Origin of the sequence: Aquitalea magnusonii (assembly GCF_002217795.2) — a bacterium.
Classification (GTDB): domain Bacteria; phylum Pseudomonadota; class Gammaproteobacteria; order Burkholderiales; family Chromobacteriaceae; genus Aquitalea; species Aquitalea magnusonii_B.
In genome coordinates this window covers 2,594,190-2,615,785 of the sequence record NZ_AP018823.1, presented here as the reverse complement: position 1 = coordinate 2,615,785, position 21,596 = coordinate 2,594,190, and the positions used below count along the sequence as shown (strand labels likewise).

The 21,596-nt window shown below is 60.1% G+C and carries 18 protein-coding genes; 16 read left to right on the top strand and 2 right to left on the bottom strand.

The genetic code is table 11. The annotated features are described in order from the left end of the window. The first annotated feature begins 133 nt into the window (after positions 1-133). The 10 genes from asd (at position 134) to DLM_RS12355 (ending at position 13,809) form a co-directional block, all read left to right on the top strand. The gene (asd, locus tag DLM_RS12400) at positions 134-1,240 is read left to right on the top strand and encodes an aspartate-semialdehyde dehydrogenase (protein ID WP_082086297.1); all 1,107 of its coding nucleotides are present in this window, start codon (positions 134-136) and stop codon (positions 1,238-1,240) included. Positions 1,241-1,376: 136 nt separating this feature from the next. Then, positions 1,377-2,378, top strand: a complete 1,002-nt coding sequence (locus DLM_RS12395; protein WP_231959849.1) for an aspartate-semialdehyde dehydrogenase — start codon at positions 1,377-1,379, stop codon at positions 2,376-2,378. A 154-nt stretch (positions 2,379-2,532) separates the two neighbouring features. Continuing rightward, positions 2,533-4,872, top strand: coding sequence for a FimV/HubP family polar landmark protein (locus DLM_RS12390; protein WP_231959848.1), 2,340 nt, complete (start codon positions 2,533-2,535; stop codon positions 4,870-4,872). A gap of 159 nt (positions 4,873-5,031) precedes the next feature. Continuing rightward, positions 5,032-7,731 carry a FimV family protein gene (locus tag DLM_RS12385; protein ID WP_145985845.1) on the top strand — a complete coding sequence of 900 codons (2,700 nt, stop codon included), beginning with the start codon at positions 5,032-5,034 and terminating at the stop codon, positions 7,729-7,731. Positions 7,732-7,929: 198 nt separating this feature from the next. After that, positions 7,930-8,718 (top strand): tRNA pseudouridine(38-40) synthase TruA, encoded by a 789-nt coding sequence (gene truA, locus DLM_RS12380; RefSeq protein ID WP_089086085.1) that lies wholly within the window; start codon positions 7,930-7,932, stop codon positions 8,716-8,718. A 1-nt stretch (position 8,719) separates the two neighbouring features. Beyond that, positions 8,720-9,343 (top strand): phosphoribosylanthranilate isomerase, encoded by a 624-nt coding sequence (locus DLM_RS12375; RefSeq protein ID WP_089086086.1) that lies wholly within the window; start codon positions 8,720-8,722, stop codon positions 9,341-9,343. Beyond that, entirely contained in the window at positions 9,330-10,532 is a 1,203-nt protein-coding gene (trpB, locus tag DLM_RS12370; RefSeq protein ID WP_089086087.1) for a tryptophan synthase subunit beta, read from the top strand. The genes DLM_RS12375 and trpB overlap by 14 nt, the downstream gene beginning before the upstream one ends. An 18-nt stretch (positions 10,533-10,550) precedes the next feature. Continuing rightward, on the top strand, positions 10,551-11,339 hold the full coding sequence (gene trpA, locus DLM_RS12365) for a tryptophan synthase subunit alpha (RefSeq protein ID WP_089086088.1): 789 nt from the start codon (positions 10,551-10,553) through the stop codon (positions 11,337-11,339). Between the two features lie 83 nt (positions 11,340-11,422). After that, on the top strand, positions 11,423-12,292 hold the full coding sequence (gene accD, locus DLM_RS12360; RefSeq protein WP_089086089.1) for an acetyl-CoA carboxylase, carboxyltransferase subunit beta: 870 nt from the start codon (positions 11,423-11,425) through the stop codon (positions 12,290-12,292). Positions 12,293-12,417: 125 nt separating this feature from the next. Next, entirely contained in the window at positions 12,418-13,809 is a 1,392-nt protein-coding gene (locus DLM_RS12355; RefSeq protein ID WP_089086090.1) for an FAD-binding oxidoreductase, read from the top strand. A 362-nt stretch (positions 13,810-14,171) separates the two neighbouring features. Here DLM_RS12355 and DLM_RS12345 read toward each other — a convergent pair whose 3' ends face one another. Next, positions 14,172-16,085 (bottom strand): ATP-binding cassette domain-containing protein, encoded by a 1,914-nt coding sequence (locus DLM_RS12345; RefSeq protein WP_089086092.1) that lies wholly within the window; start codon positions 16,083-16,085, stop codon positions 14,172-14,174. Positions 16,086-16,127: 42 nt separating this feature from the next. Continuing rightward, positions 16,128-17,153: a tRNA (adenosine(37)-N6)-threonylcarbamoyltransferase complex transferase subunit TsaD gene (tsaD, locus tag DLM_RS12340; protein WP_089086093.1), complete on the bottom strand. Its 1,026-nt coding sequence runs from the start codon at positions 17,151-17,153 to the stop codon at positions 16,128-16,130. 123 nt (positions 17,154-17,276) lie between these two features. Between tsaD and DLM_RS12335 the strand changes: the two genes are divergently transcribed. From DLM_RS12335 to DLM_RS12310, 6 genes are all read left to right on the top strand, one after another. Beyond that, the gene (locus tag DLM_RS12335; RefSeq protein WP_089086094.1) at positions 17,277-17,693 is read left to right on the top strand and encodes an OsmC family protein; all 417 of its coding nucleotides are present in this window, start codon (positions 17,277-17,279) and stop codon (positions 17,691-17,693) included. Positions 17,694-17,949: 256 nt separating this feature from the next. Next, positions 17,950-18,360 (top strand): flagellar basal body rod protein FlgB, encoded by a 411-nt coding sequence (gene flgB / locus DLM_RS12330; protein WP_089086095.1) that lies wholly within the window; start codon positions 17,950-17,952, stop codon positions 18,358-18,360. Positions 18,361-18,362: 2 nt separating this feature from the next. Then, positions 18,363-18,773, top strand: a complete 411-nt coding sequence (gene flgC, locus DLM_RS12325; RefSeq protein WP_089086096.1) for a flagellar basal body rod protein FlgC — start codon at positions 18,363-18,365, stop codon at positions 18,771-18,773. A gap of 15 nt (positions 18,774-18,788) precedes the next feature. Continuing rightward, a complete protein-coding gene (locus tag DLM_RS12320; protein ID WP_089086097.1) occupies positions 18,789-19,496 on the top strand; it encodes a flagellar hook assembly protein FlgD in 708 nt (235 codons plus the stop codon). 41 nt (positions 19,497-19,537) lie between these two features. After that, positions 19,538-20,803, top strand: a complete 1,266-nt coding sequence (flgE, locus tag DLM_RS12315; RefSeq protein ID WP_089086098.1) for a flagellar hook protein FlgE — start codon at positions 19,538-19,540, stop codon at positions 20,801-20,803. A 47-nt stretch (positions 20,804-20,850) separates the two neighbouring features. Continuing rightward, complete coding sequence (locus tag DLM_RS12310) at positions 20,851-21,591, top strand: flagellar basal body rod protein FlgF (protein WP_089086099.1); 741 nt, start codon at positions 20,851-20,853, stop codon at positions 21,589-21,591. The last annotated feature ends 5 nt before the right edge of the window (positions 21,592-21,596 follow it).

Sequence of the window (21,596 nt, the reverse complement as noted above, 5' to 3'; positions counted from 1 at the left end):
CACCCTGATAGGGTTGACCCCATTGCCACCTGCGCTATCGCGCTGCACAATGGGGTAATAAAAATACTTGGCCCGCTGGCGCTTGCGTTAACGGGCCAATCGCAACTTTAGAGACAGATCCCAGGAGAAACCCGTGAAAGTAGGCTTTGTAGGCTGGCGCGGCATGGTTGGTTCCGTGCTGATGCAACGTATGCGTGAAGAGAACGATTTCGCTGTCATCAACGAACCGGTGTTCTTCACCACTTCCAATGTCGGCGGCAAAGGCCCGGACATCGGCCGTGATGTACCGGCACTGAAAGACGCCAAGAACATCGACGAACTGAAGGCAATGGATGCCATTGTCACCTGTCAGGGCGGCGATTACACCAGCGACATCTATCCGAAACTGCGTGCCGCCGGCTGGACTGGCTACTGGATCGACGCCGCTTCCACCCTGCGCATGGCTGACGATGCCGTCATCGTGCTGGACCCGGTCAACCGCAATGTGATCGACAGCGCACTGGCCAAGGGCGTGAAAGATTACATCGGTGGCAACTGTACCAACTCCATCATGCTGATGGGCATGGGCGGCCTGTTCCGTGAAGGTCTGGTGGAATGGGTTTCCTCCATGACCTACCAGGCAGCTTCCGGCGGTGGTGCCAACCACATGCGCGAACTGATCAAGGGCATGGGTGTGGTACACGCTGCCGTGGCCGACGAACTGGCTACCCCGTCGTCCGCCATTCTGGAGATCGACCGCAAGGTGGCTGCTGCCATCCGCGAAGACGTGCCGACCGAATTCTTCGGCGCGCCGCTGGCTGGTGGTCTGATCCCCTGGATCGACAAGCAGCTGGACAACGGCCAGTCCAAGGAAGAGTGGAAGGGCCAGGCTGAGGTCAACAAGATTCTGGGCACCGATGCCACCATACCGGTGGATGGCCTGTGCGTGCGCATCGGCGCCATGCGCTGCCATAGCCTGGCACTGACCGTGAAGCTGAAGAAAGACCTGCCGCTGGAAGAGATCGAAGCCATCATCAAGTCTGGCAACGACTGGGTGAAATGGGTGCCGAACGACCGCGAAATCAGCGTCAAGGAACTGACCCCGGCCGCCATCACCGGTGGCCTGGAAGTTGGCGTGGGCCGCGTACGCAAGCTGAACATGGGTGGTGAGTACCTGTCCGCTTTCGTGATTGGTGATCAGTTGCTGTGGGGCGCGGCCGAACCGCTGCGCCGCATGCTGCGCATCCTCATCGAACGCTGATTCGGGGTAAAATGGTCGATACGCTTTTATCTGGCAGCTAGCCGGAATCGACTACACTGCAAAGGGCGCATTTTGCGCCCTTTGCTTTTGGCTGAGTTAAAATCAGCTTTTTTCTGGAATGTAAGGATTGATTCGGATGATGCAGCTTGCTGTGGTAGGTGCCGCTGGCCTGGTTGGCCAATCTGTTCTCGAACTGCTGGCCGAGCGCCAGTTCCCGGCTGAGCGGGTGTTTGCCGTGGATGGCCCGGAGCATGAGGCGTCAACCGTCAGCTATGGCAATCTGGAACTGGACATCCGCCAACTGGACGAATTCGGTTTCGAGAATGTGGCGCTGGCCATTTTTGTCGCTGGCAGCGATGTGGCGCGCGAATATGTACCACAAGCCCGCGCCGCAGGCGTCACGGTAATTGACTTCAGCGATGCCTACCGGCTGGATGCGGAAGTGCCGCTGGTGATACCGTCGGTCAATGGCGATCAATTGGCAGGACTGGAGGCGGGGGCGCTGGTGGCGGCACCCAATTGCACGGTCACACCCTTGGCCATGGCCTTGCGCCCCTTGCTGCCCCTGCAGCCGCGTCGCCTGACGGTTGCCACTTATCAGTCGGTATCCGGCGCAGGGCAGAAGGCGCTGGAAGAACTGGCAGAACAGACGACTGCCTTATTCTCGCAGCGCGAGTCGGAAAATAACGTTTTTGCCAAGCGCATTGCCTTTAATGTGCTGCCGCAGATCGGTCAGCTTGATGAAGACGGTGTTTCCGAAGAAGAGCACTCCGTGGTGAATGAATTGCGTCGCCTGTTGCAGCAGCCGGCGCTGCAGGTAGAAGCCAGTTGTGTGCGTGTGCCGGTATTTTTTGGCCATGCCTGGGCAGTATCACTGGAGGTTGAAGAGGATATTGATCTGGTGCAAGTACGTAATCGCCTGTTGGCGGCAGGATTGCAATTGATTGCCGCCGAGCAGCATGGTGGCTATATCACGCCAATGGAGGCAACCGGTAATGACGGTGTCTGGATTAGCCGTTTGCGCAAGACCGGAAAGACGCTCAGTTTTTGGCTCAGTGCTGACAATGTTCGTGTTGGTGCCGCCCTCAATTGCGTTCTTTTGGCCGAGTCTTTGTATAAAGCTGGCCTATTTGAATAAATGTAAAGCCCCGGCGTAGCCGGGGTTTTATTGTTATGTTATCTAGCTAAAAGCTTGGCTAGGGCCTAATATGGCACTAGTTGCCAGTTGTGTGTCCGTGCGGGTAGAACGGGCGAAATAAAATCAAGACAAATGAGTGCCGGAAGGTAGACTTGTGAATAATCAGGCAAAATTCAAGCTGAGCGTGCTGGCGGTCGCCATGGTTTGCTCGGCAAATGTATGGGCCGGTCTTGGCAGGATCAATGTGCGATCCTTCCTGGGGGAGACCTTTCACGCAGATATCGAGTTGACCGGGGTTCGCTCGAGTGAGCTGGAAACTGCCCGTATCGGGCTGGCCAGCCCGGATACCTTCCGCGATCTGAATGTCGACTACAGCAGCAGCATGTCGGCACTGCGCTTCCATGTCGCCCCGTCTGCACGCGGCGCGGTAATCAAAGTCAGCTCTTCCGTCCCCATCAATGAGCCCTACCTGCGTTTCGTGGTAGAGGCGAAAACCAGTTCCGGCCGCTCGGTGCGTGAGTACACAGTGCTGCTGGATCCGGCCAGCTACAACGCGCCACAAGCCAAATCCATCGTGCAGGACATGCCGCAATATGCCGAGGACAATCTGTCCAGCCGCTACGCGGCCAAGCCGGCCAAGCCTGCGCGCGCCATCGTCCCCGGCGTGGTGCAAACCCGTTCCGGCTCTACCTTGCGTGGCATGGCCGCCAGGGTGAAGCCCGCCGGCGCATCGCTGGAGCAGACCATGGCGGCGTTGGTGCAGAACAATCCGCATGCCTTTAGCGATGGTAATCCCAACAAGCTCAAAGCCGGCGTTACCTTGAAAGTGCCGGCAGCCGGCAAGGTAAAAGCCCTGTCGGCTGAACAGGTCAATACCATTTTGCATCCGGATGGCACGGCACCGACGGCACCAGCTACGGCACCGGTGGCACCGGCGGTCAAACCGCAGCCTGCTGCCAAGGGGACTGATGTCCTGAAACTGGTTCCGCCTGATGCCGCTGGCGCAGCACCGGATGCCAAGCTTTCCGCGCTGGAACAGCAGGTTAGCGCGCGCGAACAGTCACTGAAGGATGCCGAGGCGCGCATTGCCGCGCTGGAACAGCAACTCAAGGCCATGCAAAGTGGCAAGCCGCAGGCATCGCAGCCACAGGCCGTGGTACCGGCAGCCTCCATGCCGGCGGTTGAGCCCATTGTCGAAGCGAGCGCCCCCGTTGCAGCGGTGCCGGCACCCAAACCGGTGGTTGCGCCCAAGCCGGTGGCAGCTCCTCCTGCGCCGCCGGAGCGTTCCTGGCTGGATGGCTTGCTCGACAATCTGCCACTGATCGGTGGTGGTGTGGCCGGGGTGGGTCTGCTTGGGGCGCTGCTGGTATTGATTTCCCGTCGCCGCAAGGCCGCTGCAGGTTCTTCACTGCAACTGTCCGCCCAGGCCAATAATGCTGTGCTGGGGCGCAATGCGGTTGGCAGCGGCCCAAGCTCCGTCAGCGGTGGCCACTCCTTCATGACCAACTTCACGCAGTCCTCAGGGGCGATTGACGCGGCTGAAGTCGATCCGGTAGCCGAGGCTGAGGTGTACATGGCCTATGGCCGTGATGCCCAGGCCGAGGAAATCCTCAAGGATGCCCTGGCCAAGGATCCCTCGCGTCAGGAAGTCCGCCAGAAATTGCTGGAACTGTATGCCGCCAGACCGGATGCCGCCAGCTTCGAGAAGCTGGCGCGTGAATTTCATGCCAGCACCGACGGCAAGGGTCAGGCCTGGGCCAAGGTGGCGGCCATGGGCCTGGCGATTGATCCGGCCAATGCGCTGTATCAACTGGCCGAGGATGAGGCCGCGGTGGAAAGTGCGGCCCCTGCGGCTGCTGGCGTCATCGATCTGGATCAGGAGCTGTTTGGCGAGACCATCGCCGAGCCCGAGCTGGCCAAACCTGTTGAAGTTGCTGCATCGGCACCGGCCGATGATCCCTTGCGTGCAGCCTTGTTTGCCGAAGAAGAGGTGGCCGCTCCGGCTCCCGTGGCCGAGTCCAATCTGATGGATTTTGACCTGGATGCCGAACTCTCCGCCCTTGCCCCCGCAGCCCCCGAACCGGAAAAACCGGCGGCAGAGCCGGTGGCCGACACCAATCTGCTGGACTTCGATTTCAATCTGGACGGGCTGACGGCGGATAGCGAGCCGGCCAAAACCGAAGAACCGGCGGTGGGTACTCTGGAACTGCCATCCACCCCGCCGGCCAGCGACGGTTTTGAATCCTTGTACGAAGACATGGTGGCTGCCACCCCGACAGCAACGCCTGCCGCAGCCCAGCCTGAGTCAGCGCCTGCTGCCGAGGGCATGACCCTGCTGGATGACCCTCTGTCCACCAAGCTGGATCTGGCCAAGGTTTATCTCGATATGGGAGACCGCGACGGTGCGCGTGAAGTATTGCAGGATCTGGTGGGTGAAGCGCAAGGCAGCTTGAAGGAAGAAGCCCAGGCATTGCTTGCCAAGATCAGCAACTAAGGCAGTCCGGCTTGCCGATCAGGCTTAGCTTGTGAGACGGGCAGTGTGCAAGCACTGCCGCGCCAATTTTGCCGGTTTTATTTTTCATGGCACACGTTTAAGCCGGGTAGTTCATTAGCAATAAAACCTGCCAAAGCAGGAATCAGGGAAGTCCGTACCATGGCTTCAAGACATCGCATGACCTTGCTGGCCATCCTGCTGGCCGGCATGGGCTCTGCAGGATCGGCACTGGCAGGCTTGGGGCCTATTCATGTCCTGTCCTCGGAAGGCCAGCCGTTCGAGGCGGAAATTCCCGTAGTGGATGAAGATCCGCAAGGGAATGTGCTGGTTGGCCTGGCTGATCGCAACAAATACCCGCTGGTTTCCACCTACAGTCCGTCTGCATCGGTATTGAAGTTCTCCGCCATCCGTAAACCGGACGGCAGCATCCAGAAAATTCTGGTCAGGGGACCCAGCCGTTTTGATGAGTCGCTGCTGCGCTTTGCCGTGGAAATGAGCTGGCCGGCCGGACGGCTGGTGCGCGAGTTCGAGGTGGACTATCTGAGGGATGGCCCGCCGCGCAAGGACAAGCCACCGGTTCACGACGATACGGTGAAGAAAACTGCCGTGTCGCCAGACCAGATGCCAAGGCTCAGCAGCCTGGGTCTGGGGGAGCTGAAGGTCAAGTCTAAGCTGGGTGAGCCGCTGGTGGCCGAACTGGAGCTGTTTGGCACCGCAGTAAAGCAGACAGACAATATTCATGTGGCACTGTCCGCCGACAGCCTGCAGGGCGCGCCCAGTGCCGAGCAGCTGCAATTGGTGGCTTCCATGTCGCATCAGCTTACGCGCTCGGCTGCCGGCAAGTCCATGCTGCTGCTGAAAAGTACGCGCGTATTGACCGAGCCCTTGCTCGCCTTCCGGCTGGATGTTGGCGCTGCCAATGTGCATGCGCAAAAGCGCTACACCCTGTTGCTGGACCCCAATGGCTATACCGTTGAAGAGCATGCTGTCGACAGTGCCGCGGCGCATGGTGCGGCACATGGCGGCGGCAAGGTGCAAGCACTGAAGGTATACCGGGTATTGCATGGTGATACCCTGTCGCTGATTGCCGCCCGCATGAAAGGTGGTGGCAACCAGGCAGAAACCGCCAGACGCTTGTACCGCAACAATCCGGATGCCTTTATCGGCGGAGATGTCAATCGTCTGCGCGCCGGTACCGCGCTGAAGTACCCGGCCGAGTGGCACATGAGCAGCGCCGGCACCCCTGCGACACATGCCAGGCCAGCCCAAGCGCCACAGCCGCCGTCCGCTTCAGCCAAGCCGGAAGCGCCATCCACACCGGCAGTTGCCGCTCCGGAGGCCGTGACACTCAAACCCATGGTCAAGCCCGCCGGTGAGCAAGCCAAGCTTGCCGCATCGGCCAGCAAGCCGCAGGCTTCCGCACCACAGCTTGCAGCCGTCAAGGCTGTCACGCCAGGCAGTGCTGCTGACAATGTCAGGGAAGATAGGCTGAAGAACATTCTGCAGCGCCAGGATCAGGCTTTGCAGCAGGCGCAGCAGAAAACCCTGGAACTGGAACAGAAAATCCGCAACCTGCAGCTGGCCAAGGCAGCAGAAGCCAGTGCCGCCGCCATCGCCAGTCAGAACAAGGCCGCTGCCAGCCAGCCCGTCGCTGCGGTAACGGCAACGCCTACCGTCCAGGCCAGTCGCGCCATGGCTGCTTCGGCACCGGCCCTTGCCCCGGTGACGGCTTCGGCGCCAGCCATTGCCGCGCCCAAGGCTGCCCCCGCATCAGCGCCCAAACCGCTGGCGGCCAAAGCGCCTGAGCCTGCAGCGGCAACGGACTTCCTGGTGGATGATGTGCTGGCCAGCCTGCGCGGCAATACCACCATGATTGCTGGCGGTGCTGCCGTGGCAGCGCTGTCGGCTTTGCTGTTGGCGCAGCGCAGACGCCAGCGCAAGATTGCCACACCCGATAGCCAGCCCGAGGTGAAACCGGTGGCAGACAATGCCTCCTTGCTGACCATGGGGCCACTCACCACCCTGATGAGCGGTATCAAGCGTGGCGAGGGAATCGACCTTGCCTCGGTGGACCTGATTGCCGAAGCCGAGGTGTATCTGGCATATGGCCGCACCGACCAGGCTCTGGAGATACTGCGTGAAGGTCTGGTGCGCGAACCAATGCGCCAGGACCTGCGTTACAAGCTGCTGGAAGTGCTGGCCATGCAGTCGGACAAAGAGGGCTTTGTGGCCGAAGCCACAACCGCGCGCGGTATTTTCGGCAAGGACAGCACCTTGTGGATGCGCGTATGTGAACTGGGCCACACGCTGGCACCGGAACACCCGCTGTTCGATGCACAGCCGGTTGCCGCGGCCTCACCGCTGGATCTGCAGCCGGTCAGGGTACAGACCGCCGCGGAAGAGGCGGTGGCTGATGCGGCTGCGACGCCTGCTCCTGCCGATGCGGCCAGCGTGCCACTAGATCTGGCTGCCGAACTTGGCGCGCTGGAGCCTGCACCGGAACAGCCACTGGCGATGGACTTCATCGAAAAGCCGACAGCAGGCCCGGCAGCGCTGCCGCCGGCAAGTGATGAGAATCCCGCGCTGAGCGGACTGGATGCCTTTGCCTCGCTGGGGGAGCAGGAGCTAGAAAGCGTGGTGAACCAGGCCCCGGAACCGATGCTGGACATGGATTTCCTGTCCGAGCTGCCCGAGTCGGTCAAGCTGGAACCACCCGCCGGCCAGCCTGAAGCTGCCGCACCGGCACCAAGCGCGCAGTCCGAAGCCAATGACAAGATGGAGCTGGCCAAGCTGTATCTGGAAATGGGTGACAAGGAAACCGCCGAAGCGCTGATGAAGGAAGCAGGGCAGACCGCCTAGCTGTTGGCGCAGGGTATCAACACGGGGATGCAGCCGCATCCCCGTTTTTCATGGCTCGGCCAGCAACTCGCCACACCGGGCTTCTTGCATGTCAACATGGCGTAAACCCCGCAGGATAGGGTAGAGTTGATGCTTTATCGCCCCGCTGTCAGTGGCATCTGCGCTGGCTGCGGGAAGTTTTGCAAGCAAGGTGTGGGCATGAGAATAGCGCTCGGCATCGAGTATGACGGTCGGGCATTCTCCGGTTGGCAGACTCAGCCGCATGGCAATACCGTTCAGGACAAACTGAACCAGGCCATCAGCCGGATTGCCGGTCATGAAATTACAACGCTGGCCGCTGGCCGTACCGATGCCGGTGTGCATGCCGCCATGCAGGTGGTGCATTTCGATACGCGGACGGTACGTCCGCTGACGGCATGGGTGCGTGGCGTGAATGCGCTGCTGCCGCACGAAGTTGCGGTGGTGTGGGCGCGTGAGGTGTCAGACGACTTCCATGCGCGCTTCTCCGCTTTTTCGCGCTCCTACAGTTATTTCCTGCTGACCCATCCGGTACGCCCCTGTCTGCTGGCTGGCAAGGTAGGCTGGTATCACCAGCAACTGGATGTGGATGCCATGCGCCGTGCTGCACGGTGCTTGCTGGGACAGCATGATTTTTCCAGCTTCCGGGCGGCCGAATGCCAGGCCAAGAGCCCGCTCAAGCACTTGCAGCAGCTGGATATCAGCGAACAGGGCGGCTTGATCCGCTTTGACCTGATGGCCGATGCCTTCCTGCACCACATGGTGCGCAATATCGTCGGCGCGCTGCTGTATGTCGGCAAAGGCAGCCTGGATGAAGCCGGCCTGCAAGCCTTGCTGGCGGCACGGGACAGGACCCGGGCGCCGCCCACCTTCATGCCGGACGGCCTGTATCTGACCGGGGTGGGCTATCCCGCGCAGTTTGCCCTGCCGACGCAGGCTGAACCGGCGCGCCTGGCTTTGTGGAGATGAAGTGACAGTCAGAATCAAGATTTGCGGTATTACCCGCCCGCAGGATGGTGCCGAAGCTGCCCGCCTGGGTGCCGATGCCATCGGCCTGGTGTTTTACCCGAAAAGCCCGCGCAATGTCAGCATCGCCCAGGCGCAGGCGGTGATTGCCGCCTTGCCGCCCTTTGTCAGCGTGGTGGCGCTGTTCGTCAACCCGGAGCGCAACTGGGTGGAAGAGGTGCTGGCTGCCTGCAGCATCGACATGCTGCAGTTTCATGGCGAAGAAAGTGCGGAATTCTGCCGTTCTTTCCGGCGGCCTTATCTCAAGGCCGTACGGGTGAAGCCCGGCCTGGACCTGAGCGCCGCGGCAGCCCAATACCCGGATGCGCGCGGACTACTCACCGACGCCTTTGTCGAAGGCGCACATGGTGGCACCGGTACCACGTTTGACTGGACCTTGCTGCCGGAAAACCTGCCCCTGCCGTTGATTTTGTCCGGCGGGCTGGATGACAACAATATCGGACAAGCCGTGGCCGCAGTGCGGCCGGCGGCGGTGGATGTTTCCAGCGGAGTGGAAGCAGCCAAGGGAATCAAAGATGCTGCCAGAATGGCAGCGTTCATATCAGGAGCAAGGCATGGAGCGGTATGATCTTCCGGATGCAAAAGGCCATTTCGGCCCGTATGGTGGCGTCTATGTTGCCGAAACCTTGATGGCGGCACTGGACGAGCTCAAGAACGAATACGAGCGCGTCAAGGCCGATCCCACCTTCTGGGAAGAGTTTCGCCAGGAGCTGAAACACTACGTGGGTCGTCCCAGCCCCATCTACCACGCCAAGCGCTGGTCGGAACAACTGGGCGGTGCGCAGATCTTCCTCAAGCGCGAAGACCTCAACCACACCGGTGCGCACAAGATCAGCAATGCCATCGGTCAGGCCCTGCTGGCACGCCGCATGGGCAAAAAGCGCGTGATTGCCGAAACCGGTGCCGGCCAGCATGGCGTGGCCACCGCTACCGTGGCTGCACGTTATGGCATGGAATGCTTTGTCTACATGGGTGCCGAGGACATCAAGCGCCAGTCGCCCAATGTATTCCGCATGAAGCTGCTGGGTGCCACCGTGGTGCCGGTGGAGTCCGGTTCCAAAACCCTGAAGGACGCATTGAACGAAGCCATGCGCGACTGGGTGACCAATGTCGACAGCACCTTCTACATTCTGGGCACGGCAGCCGGCCCGCATCCTTACCCGATGATGGTGCGTGACTTCCTGTCGGTGATTGGCGAAGAGTCCAAGGAGCAAATGCCCGAAGTGGCTGGCCGCCAGCCGGATGTGGTGGTGGCCTGCGTGGGTGGCGGTTCTAACGCCATCGGCATGTTCTATCCCTACATCAATGTGGACGGCGTGCGCCTGGTGGGCGTGGAAGCCGGAGGTCACGGCATTGACAGCGGCATGCATGCCGCCCCCTTGTCCGGCGGTGCCGGCGTAGGCGTGCTGCACGGTGCCAAGAGCTATCTGATGCAGGATGCCAACGGTCAGGTTGTCGAGACCCATTCGGTATCGGCCGGTCTGGATTATCCCGGCGTTGGCCCTGAGCACAGCTATCTCAAGGACATTGGCCGCGCCGAATACGTTGCCATCGACGACAAGGAAGCCCTTGCTGCCTTCCATGACTGCTGTCACCTGGAAGGCATCATCCCGGCGCTGGAGTCCAGCCACGCGCTGGCCTGGGCTGCCAAGGTGGCACCCACCATGGGCAAGGACAAGGTGATTCTGGTCAACCTGTCCGGCCGTGGCGACAAGGACATCAATACCGTGGCCGGCCTGGCCGGTATCACGCTGTAACAAGGCGAAGGAAGGCTTATGTCACGTATTGCTGCATGTTTTGCTGCCCTGCAGGGCAAGAAGGCGCTGATTCCCTTCATTACCGCTGGCGACCCGCATCCGTCCCGCACCGTCGAGCTGATGCACGGTCTGGTGGATGGTGGTGCCGACATCATCGAACTGGGCGTGCCGTTTTCCGACCCGATGGCCGACGGCCCGGTGATCCAGCGCGCTTCGGAACGCGCACTGGTTCACAAGGTGGGTCTGCGCGATGTGCTGGCCATGGTGGCGGAATTCCGCAAAACCAACACCACCACGCCAGTCGTACTGATGGGTTATCTCAACCCGGTATTCGTCATGGGCTATGCGGCGTTTGCCACAGCAGCGCGTGAAGCAGGGGTGGATGGTGTGCTGACCGTGGATTGCCCGCCGGAAGAAGCGGCGGATCTGTCTGCCGCGCTGATCGCGGCAGACCTCGACCCGGTATTCCTGATTGCCCCTACCACGCCAGAGGCACGGGTGCGCGAAATCGCCCGTCACGCCCGTGGTTATGTCTATTATGTGTCGCTCAAAGGCGTCACCGGTGCAGGAAATCTGGACATTGACGATGTAGCGCGTAAAATTGCCGCCCTTAGAGCACATATTCAGGTTCCCATCGGCGTTGGCTTCGGCATTCGCGATGCCGCCACAGCCAAGGCCATCTCCGTGACGGCTGATGCCGTGGTGGTGGGGAGCCGACTGGTGCAGGAAATCGAGGCGGCGACAGAACAAACCGCCAAAGAGCGGTTGACCGGTCTGGTAGCGGAATTGAAAGCTGCCATTCTTTAAGGAACACGCAAACGGGGTGACATCACCCCGTTTTACTGACAACCCGGCTGGTGTGGCCGGGTTGTGTTGAGCAAGGAGTCAGCATGAGCTGGTTGAACAAGCTCCTGCCGCCGAAGATCAAGCGCGATTCCCGCGCTGACAAGCCTTCAGCGGTACCGGAGGGGCTGTGGAGCAAGTGCCCGGCATGTGAAGCCGTACTGTATTACACCGACCTGGAGAGCAATCTGCAGGTTTGTCCGAAATGTAATCATCACCATCCGCTGAATGCCCGTCAGCGGCTGGACATGCTGCTGGATGACGAAGGCCGCCGCGAAATCGGTGCCGAAGTCAAACCGGTGGACATTCTGAAGTTCAAGGATGGCAAACGCTATCCCGATCGCCTGGCAGCCGCGCAAAACAGCACCGGTGAAGACGATGCGCTGGTGGTGATGCAAGGCAGCATTCATTCCATGCCGGCCGTGGTGGCAGCCTTTGAATTCCGTTTCATCGGTGGTTCCATGGGTTCGGTGGTGGGTGAGCGTTTCGTGCGTGGCGTGCAAGCCGCCATCGAAGCCAAGGCCCCGTTCATCTGCGTGGCGGCATCCGGTGGTGCGCGCATGCAGGAAGGCCTGAACTCGCTGATGCAGATGGCCAAGACCAGTGCCGCACTGCAACTGCTGACCGATCACCAACTGCCTTTCATTTCGGTGCTGACCGATCCCACCATGGGTGGCGTGTCCGCCTCCTTCGCCTTCCTGGGTGATGTGGTGATTGGCGAACCGGGAGCGCTGATCGGTTTTGCCGGCCCGCGCGTGATCGAGCAGACCGTGCGTGAGACCCTGCCGGAAGGCTTCCAGCGTTCCGAATTCCTGCTGGAAAAGGGTGCCATCGACATGATCGTCGATCGTCGCGAACTCAAGCGCAAGATTGCCGAACTGGTGGCCATGCTGCAAAAGCAGCCTGCAGTCGCCTGATTTCCGGCCAGCAAGCCACAAGCCGCTTCCATTGGGGGCGGCTTTTTTCATGCCTGCTGCTTGTGCTAGGCTGGAGCCCATCTCCGGCATGACCGTAACTGTCGCCTTTATCAGAAAGCCTCGCCGTGCTTACCGCCTCCCAGTTGACCAGCTTGCAGGCCATTCTGCCTGCCGATCGTATCCATCTTGATGCAGAAACGTGTGAGCGCTATGGCCAGGACTGGACGCGCTACACCACGCCACGGGCGGCTGCCATCGTGTTTCCGATGGGTATCGAAGAAGTGCAGGCGGTGGTGCGCTGGGCCAATGCGCAGGGGGTGGGCATTGTCCCCTCTGGCGGCCGTACCGGCCTGTCTGGCGGTGCTGTTGCCGCGCAGGGCGAGGTGGTGGTGTCGCTGGAGCGCATGAACCGCATTGACGGTTTTGACCCGCTGGCGCGCACCGTGCGCTGCCAGGCCGGGGTGATCACCGCCGCCTTGCAGCAGTTTGCTGCCGACCACGGCCTGTATTACCCGGTGGACTTTGCCTCCAGTGGCTCCAGCCAGATCGGCGGCAATATCGCCACCAATGCAGGCGGTATCCGGGTGGTGCGCTATGGCATGACGCGGGAGTGGGTGGCTGGCCTTACGGCGGTGAGCGGTAGCGGTGAGGTACTGGAGTGCAATCTGGGCCTTGCCAAGAACAATGCCGGCTACGACTTCCGCCACCTGTTCATCGGCTCGGAAGGCACGCTGGGGCTGGTGGTGGAGGCCACCATGCGCCTGACCGATCTGCCACCGGCCACCACGGTGCTATTGCTGGCCTTGCCCAGGCTGGCAGACATCATGGCGGTGTTTCACGCCTTCCGCAGCGCGCTGACGCTGCAGGCTTTCGAATTCTTTTCTGATCTGGCGCTGACCCATGTGCTGGCTGCCCAGCAGGCAACAGCGCCGCTGGCTGAACGTCAGCCTTTCTATGTATTGCTGGAGCTGGAAACCGCAGTCCAGTCGCAGGAAGAAGCTGTCTTGCAGGTGTTTTCTGCTTGCCTGGAGCAAGGCTGGGTGTGTGATGGCGTCATTGCCCAGTCGCAGCAGCAGGCCAAGTCCTTGTGGCGCTTGCGCGAGGGCATCAGCGCCGCCATCACGCCGTATACGCCGTACAAGAATGACATCTCGGTGGTGCTGAGCCGGCTGCCGCAATTCGTGGCGCGTTTGCAAGGCGTGCTGGCGCGTGATTACCCGGACTTCGAGGTGCTGTGGTATGGCCATATCGGCGATGGCAATCTGCACATCAATGTGTTGAAACCGGCCAGTTGGGCGCTAGAGGATTTTCGTCATGCCTGCGAGCAGGTGAACGGCCAGGTGTTTGCGCTGGTGGCGGAGTTTGCCGGCAGCATGTCAGCCGAGCATGGCGTGGGCTTGCTCAAGCGCGATTATCTGGGGGTAACGCGTTCGGCAGAGGAGATTGCCCTGATGCGTGGGGTCAAGGCGGTATTTGATCCCAACTGCATCATGAATCCGGGCAAGTTACTTGCCTGATCGGCTTGCTGACGGTCACTGTGAATTGCAGGATGCAAGGTTATATGCTTTTGGTATTTTTATTCAGAATAACATCAGCTAAGCTTCGATAAAAATAATATATAACTCAATAAAAACAACAATTTGCGATGGCTTGTTGATTCTGAATATTACATTCTTGGTATCTGCAGTGAATCCATGGCCAATTTGTGCAGTTTTGCCTTTTTTCTAGGCAGCGCCAGCAAGTGGCTCACGGCAAAAGACTTTTTTTATTTGTTCAGTACTTATCCACAGAGTTATCCGCTGATTGCTGTGGATAATTGCGGCCCGCTGCAAGGGCGTGGCCATGGCCAACTGGCCACAACCCTTGACCGTTAACGGTTTCAGTCGGCCTGTGTGCTGCTTTCCAGCGCTTCCAGCTCTTCTTGCAGCAGCATCCAGTCTTCCTCCACCTGCGCCAGTTCGCTGCTGACCACGCCCAGCCGTTTGACGGCTTCGGCCAGTTTTGCCTTGTTGGCATCGCTATAGGCATCTTCACCGGACATGAAGGCATCCAGCTGGTTTTTCTCGCCGCTCAGTTGCTCCAACTGCTTTTCCAGCTTGGCCAGTTTGCTCAGCAGCGGCTTTTTCAGCTGCGCCAGTTTCTGGCGGGCTTCGGCTTCCTGGCGCTTTTGTTCCTTGCGGTTGACCGACTGGGCGTCGCCGCTGGATGGCTTGTTGCCTTCGGCCAGTTGGGCCAGACGCCACTGACGGTAGTCTTCCAGATCACCATCAAACGGCTTGACCGTGCCATCGCTGACCAGCCAGAACAGGTCGGTGGTGGATTCCAGCAGACTGCGGTCGTGCGATACCACAATCAGCGCGCCGGAGAAGTCCTGCAAGGCCAGTGTCAGCGCATGGCGCATTTCCAGGTCCAGGTGGTTGGTGGGTTCGTCCAGCAGCAAGAGATTGGGCTTTTGCCACACAATCATCGCCAGCGCCAGACGGGCTTTTTCGCCACCGGACATCGGGCCGACCAGATCGGTGGCGCTGTCGCCGCGGAAGTTGAAACCGCCCAGAAAGCTGCGTAGTTCCAGCTCGCGCACCGTCGGGGCCAGCCGCTGCATGTGCTGCAATGGCGATTCATCCTCGCGCAGGGTTTCCAGCTGGTGCTGGGCGAAATAGCCAATCTTCAGCGTTTGCGCCTTGATTACCTCGCCAGCTTGCTGCGGCAGGTCGCCCGCCAGCAGTTTCACCAGCGTGGATTTACCGGCACCGTTCACCCCCAAGAGGCCGATGCGGCTGCCGGCTTCCACTGACAGCGACAGCCCGCGCAGTATGGTGCTGCTGCCATAGCCGATATCCACCTTGTCCAGCCGCAGCAGCGGGTTGGGCAGGTTGTCCGGGCTGTCGAAGTGAAAATCAAACGGCGAGGCGACGTGGGCCGGGGCAATGCGCTCCAGCTTTTCCAGTGCCTTCACCCGGCTTTGCGCCTGCCTTGCCTTGCTGGCCTTGGCCTTGAAACGGGTGATGAAGGATTCCAGATGGGCGATCTGGCGTTGCTGCTTGTCATATTCGCCCTGCTGGCGCGCCAGCTTTTCCGCCCGCATGGTTTCAAACTGGCTGTAATTGCCGGTGTAGAGCGTCAGGGTCTGGTTGGCCACTTCGGCAATATGGCTGCAGATGCTGTCCAGGAAGTCGCGGTCGTGCGAGATGATCAGCAAGGTGCCCGGATAGCTTTGCAGCCAGTCTTCCAGCCACAGCACGGTTTCCAGGTCCAGGTGGTTGGTGGGCTCGTCCAGCAGCAGCAGGTCGGAGCGGCACATCAGCGCCTGGGCCAGGTTCAGCCGCATGCGCCAGCCACCGGAGAAACTCTTCACCGGGTTGCGGTGCGCTTCCACGGCAAAGCCCAGGCCGGTCAGCAGTTTGGCGGCACGGGCCGGGGCGGAATAGGCTTCAATGCGTGCCAGCTCGCCATGCAGATGACCAATGGCACTGCCGTCATCACGCGCCTCGGCGGCGGCCAGTTCGGCTTCCAGTTGGCGCAATTCCTGATCGCCATCCAGCACATAGTCGATGGCGGCGGTATCCAGCGCCGGGGTTTCCTGCGCTACGTGCGCCATCACCCATTGCTTGGGAATGTCGGCATCGCCGGCATCGGCGTGCAATTCACCCTTGAGCAGGGCAAACAGGCTGGACTTGCCCACGCCGTTGGCACCGACCAGGCCGGTCTTGTAGCCGGGGTTGAGGGTGAGGCTGGCGTCGATCAGCAAGTCTTTCAGCCCGCGACGCAGGCTGAGGTTTTTCAGTTGGATCATATTGGGTTTCTGCGCGGCACAGCGCGCTGTGCCGACGCGGTATTAAGCAGCGGGGAGGGCGGACAGGTCCCAGCGTGGTTTGATGGAATAGCCACCCGGTGCGGTGGCATGCCGCAGCCGCATGGCACCGGCAAAGGCAATCATCGCGCCGTTGTCGGTACACAGTGCCAGTGGCGGGTAGTACACCTGCAGCTTGCGACGGCTGGCGGCCTGATCCAGCGCGGCACGCAACTGCTTGTTGGCACCCACGCCACCGGCCACCACCAGCTTTTTCATGCCGGTCTGTTTCAGCGCCTTGAGCGACTTGCTGACCAGCACCTCGACAATGGCTTCCTGAAAGGCGCGGCAAATGTCCTTGCGGGTTTGCTCGTCAATCTGGCCGTGTTCGGCTTCCACTTGCTTGCTCAGGGTGAGCACGGCGGTTTTCAGGCCGGAGAAGCTCATGTCCAGATTGTCGCTGTGCAGCATGGGGCGGGGCAGATTGAAGCGAGTCGGGTCGCCTTCTTCGGCCAGCCGTGACAGCAGCGGGCCGCCGGGGTAGGGCAGGCCCAGCAGCTTTGCTGTCTTGTCGAAGGCTTCGCCCGCGGCATCGTCCAGCGTTTCACCCAGCACTTCATACTGGCCGATGCCATGCACTGCCATCAGCTGGGTGTGGCCGCCGGAAACCAGCAAGGCAATGAAGGGAAAGTCCGGGCGCGGGTCGGCCAGCAGCGGCGACAGCAAATGGCCTTCCAGATGATGCACGCCGATTACCGGAATGTTCAGGCCAAAGGCCAGCGCATTGGCCACGCTGGCTCCCACCATCAGCGCACCGCCAAGGCCGGGGCCCTGGGTGTAGGCAATGGCATCCACATCGGCCAGGGTTTTACCGGCATCGGCCAGGCAGGCTTCGGTGAGCGGGATGACGCGGCGGATATGGTCGCGGCTGGCCAGCTCGGGCACCACGCCACCGTATTCGGCGTGCATGGCCATTTGCGTATGCAGTTGGTGGGCAACTAGGCCCGCCGTGAGGTCGTACAGTGCAACGCCGGTTTCGTCGCACGATGATTCGATTCCAAGTACCAGCATGATGGCTTTATAACGGGGCAATCTTTCCATTTTACCGGCTAATCTTTGTCTGCCCAAATCTGGAATGATAGTCTGTGCCGATCGGCGCTTCTGGCGCGCAACAAAATCAGGAAGGGACAGGTAGTGAAAGCAAGACTCAAATGGGTGGATGGCGTGTGTTTCATGGGCGAAAGCGGCAGTGGCCATGCGGTGGTGATGGACGGTGCGCCGGAAGGTGGTGGCCGTAATCTGGGCCCGCGGCCGATGGAACTGCTGTTGCTGGGAACCGCCGGCTGTACCAGTTATGACGTGATTTCCATCCTGAAAAAGTCGCGCCAGCAAGTGACCGACTGCTGGGTGGAAATGGAAGCCGAGCGCGCGGATACCGAACCCAAGGTGTTCACCAAGATTCATTTCCACTTTGTGGTGACTGGCCGCGAACTGAAGCCGGAAGTGGTGGAGCGTGCCATCAAGCTGTCGGCAGAAAAATACTGCTCGGCCTCCATCATGCTGGGCAAGACCGCCGACATCACCCACGACTTCGAGCTGCGTGAGAGCTGATGCCTGCTCCCGGCTCCCCCGGTGTCCGGTTCGGTAACACAAGACCGCCGCTGCCATCAGGTAGCGGCGGTCTTGTTTTTGCCGCTGGCGGCAGCCGCGGTGGCACAGCGGCAAAACTTGCCGCCCAGGCTGGCTGGCGCGGGGGGGCGCAGGGTGTGACCGGCTTGCGCCATCAATAAAATCAGGCTTCTAGGCGGATTGCTGCGGCTGGCATGATTCCTGCTAATGATCGGGACGCATTCAGGGAGAAACGGTCATGTTGGACAAGATTGGCAAGGAGTTCGATTTTCAGCAGCGGGCGCTGAATCTGCGCGCATACCGCCAGGAAGTCATTGCCAGCAATATTGCCAATGCCGACACCCCCAATTACAAAGCGGTGGATTTCGACTTCAAGCAGGCGCTGCAGTCGGCACAAGGCAGTCAGAACAAGCTGGCCTTGAATGTAACCGATGCGCGCCACTTGCCGGGCGATGCCGCCGGTGCCGCCGGCAAGCCCGCCGTGCAGTATCGCAATGCAGTACAGCAAAGCCTGGACGGTAACACCGTGGATATGGACGTGGAGCGTGCGGCTTTTGCGGATAACGCACTGCAATACCAGTCCACGCTCACTTTCCTGAGCAAGCGTATTTCCAGTCTGAATACCGCCATTACCGGTGGAGGTCAGTAAGCATGTCTCTTGCCAATATCTTTGCCATTTCCGGTTCCGCGCTCACCGCCCAGTCGATGCGACTTAACGTGGTGGCCAGTAATATCGCCAACGCGGAAAGCGCCACCAGCTCCACCGGGCAGCCCTACAAGGGCCGCCATGTGGTGTTTACCGCGCTGCCGGTGACAGCATCCCAGCCGCAGGTGGCGGGGGTGCGCGTGACTTCCATCGTGGAAGATCAGACGCCGCCGCGCCTGAAGTATGACCCCAGCAATCCTCTGGCGGACGAGAAGGGCTATGTCAACATGCCCAACGTCAATCCGGTCGAGGAAATGTCCGACATGATTTCCGCCTCGCGCTCGTATCAGACCAATGTGGAAATGATGAATACCGCCAAAACCCTCCTGCAGAAAACCCTGCAGCTGGGGCAGTGATGAAAGGCCAGCGCCATGACCAGCTCGGTTAATTCCTCGTCCAATCCGTATGCAGTACTCAACGGCAGCTCCAGCAGCAGTGGCACCAGTTCCACTACTTCCACCAATGCCAACAACGACACCAGTGCCAAAGGTATTCAGGACCGCTTCCTGAAACTGCTGGTTACCCAGTTGCAGGCACAGGACCCGATGAATCCGATGGATAACAGCCAGATCACCAGCCAGATGGCGCAGATCAGCCAGGTATCCGGCATGCAGACGCTGAACACCTCGATGCAGAGCCTGGTGCAGTCGCAAGCGGCCAACCAGTCGATGATGGCTGCCACCATGATAGGCAAGCAGGCGCTGGTGCCTGGCAATGCGCTCAACCTTAGCAGCGGCAGCTCGGTGCAAGGGGCGGTGAATCTCAGCGGCGCGGCAACCGATTACACCGTCAGCATCAAGGATGCCAATGGCACGGTGGTGGACACCCTCACGGTGAAGAGCCCCAGCAATGGCCTGAATACCTTCGACTGGGATGGCAAGGATGCCAATGGCAACCAGTTGCCCAGCGGCAAGTACACCTTCAGCGCCCAGGCCACCAGTGCCAGCACCACGGCAGTTACCGCCACGCCTTATGCCAATCAGGCGGTGACAGCAGTGAGCTGGGCCAGCGGTACGCCGCAGCTGATCATGAAAGACGGCACCAGCGTCGGTCTGGCCAATGTGGCACAGCTATCTTAAATCCAGGTCATTAGTGCAATCAGGTTTCGGGGAGTAGCAATATGGGTTTTCAACAAGGTCTGAGCGGTCTGAATTCGGCGTCCTCGCAGTTGGATACCATTGGCAATAACGTGTCCAATGCCAGCACCGTTGGCTTTAAGAGTTCGCGTACCGAGTTCAGCGATCTGTTTTCCACCAGCTTTTATGGTGTGGCCAGTACTAGTTCCGGTATCGGCTCGCAGGTGAGCGCGGTAACCCAGTCCTTCAGTGCCGGCAACATTACCCCGACTGGTCGCAGCCTTGATCTGGCCATCAACAACAATGGTTTTTTCATTGTGCGGCAAAACCCCACATCTTCCACCGGTTCGCTGGCCTACACCCGTAATGGCCAGTTCCAGGTGGACAAGGATGGCTACATCGTCAATGGCAATGACCGCCTGCAAGGCTGGATGGCCAATAACGGCGTGGTGACCCAAGGCCCGGTGACCGACCTGAAACTGCAAACCAACCTGATTTCGCCGGCCGCCACCACCAAGGTCACCATGGGGGTCAATCTGGATTCCCGCCTGAGCACCCCTACGGTGACGCCGCTGGACCCCACCAATACCAAGACCTTCAACTGGTCCAATGCCGCACAGGTGTATGACAGCCTGGGCAACCAGCACAATCTGACCCTGTACTACGTCAAGGGTACGCCCACTGCCACCGGTACGCCGTGGACGGTAACGGCCTATGTGGACGGTAATCCGGCCACTACGCCCAATACCTACACCATGAACTACGACACCTCGGGTAATCTGATCACTACCACATCTACCACTCCGCCCACCACGATCGCGCCGTTCAGTGTCAGCTATACCGCGACAAGTCCTAATGGATCTTCTACGCCGCTTAACTTCACTGTCGACTATACCGGCTCTACCCAAACTGCCCAGGCCTCCGGCACCCCGACCGAAACCGTGGATGGTTATGCGCCAGGTACCCTGAGCAGCATGAATATCGATACCCACGGCAATATCATGGCCAGCTTCTCCAATGGTCAGAACAAGATCATCGGGCAGGTGGCGCTGGCTACCTTTACCAACTCGCAAGGCCTGCAAAACGAAGGTGGCAACCGCTGGCAGCAGACCCTGCAGTCGGGTGTGCCGGCCTACAATGCGCCAGGCTCGGGTAATGCCGGTACCGTGCAGTCGCAGGCGCTGGAGGATTCCAACGTCGATTTGACGGCAGAGCTGGTCAACATGATTACCGCGCAGCGCTTCTACCAGGCCAATGCGCAGACTATCAAGACCGAAGACACCCTGATGCAGACCATCATCAACCTGTAAGCAATAAAACAAGACTGAGCAAAGCAGCCTGAGGAAGCGGGGAATCAATGGATAAGATGCTGTACCTGGCCATGACCGGCGCCAAGCATATCGATTTGCAGCAGGCAACCACGGCCAATAATCTGTCCAATGCCAATACCAACGCCTTCAAGGCCGATCTGGCGTCTTTCCGCGCCCTGCCGGTAGTCGGGCCGGGTGCTCCCACCCGTACCTATGTGGTGGACAACACCATTGGCCATGACATGAGCCAGGGCAGTCTGATGCATACCGGCAGCCCCAGCGACTTTGCCCTGGGTTCCCCCGGTTTCTTTGCGGTGCAGGCTTCCGATGGCAATGAGGCTTACACACGCGATGGTGGCTATGTGCTGGACGCCAATGGCATGATGCGCACCCGTAGCGGCCTGCCCATCATGGGGGATGGCGGTCCGATCACGGTGCCCACCGGCTATCAGGTGCAGTTGGGACAGGATGGCTCGGTAATCGGTGTGCCGCTCAATGGCACTGACCGCACCCCGCAGTTGCTGGGCCAGATCAAGCTGGTCAATCCCGGCAACAAGGAAGTCTACAAAGGCCCGGATGGCTTGTTTCGCATGAATAATGGTGATACCGCCACCGCCGACACCAATGTCAAGCTGGTGCCGGAAACGCTGGAAGCCAGCAATGTGAATGCGGTGGAAAGCCTGGTGCAGATGATTTCCCATGGCCGCCAATACGACCTGAACATCAAACTGATGCAGAACGCCGATCAGAACGATCAGAAAGCCACCCAGTTGCTGAGCATGGGTTGAGCGCT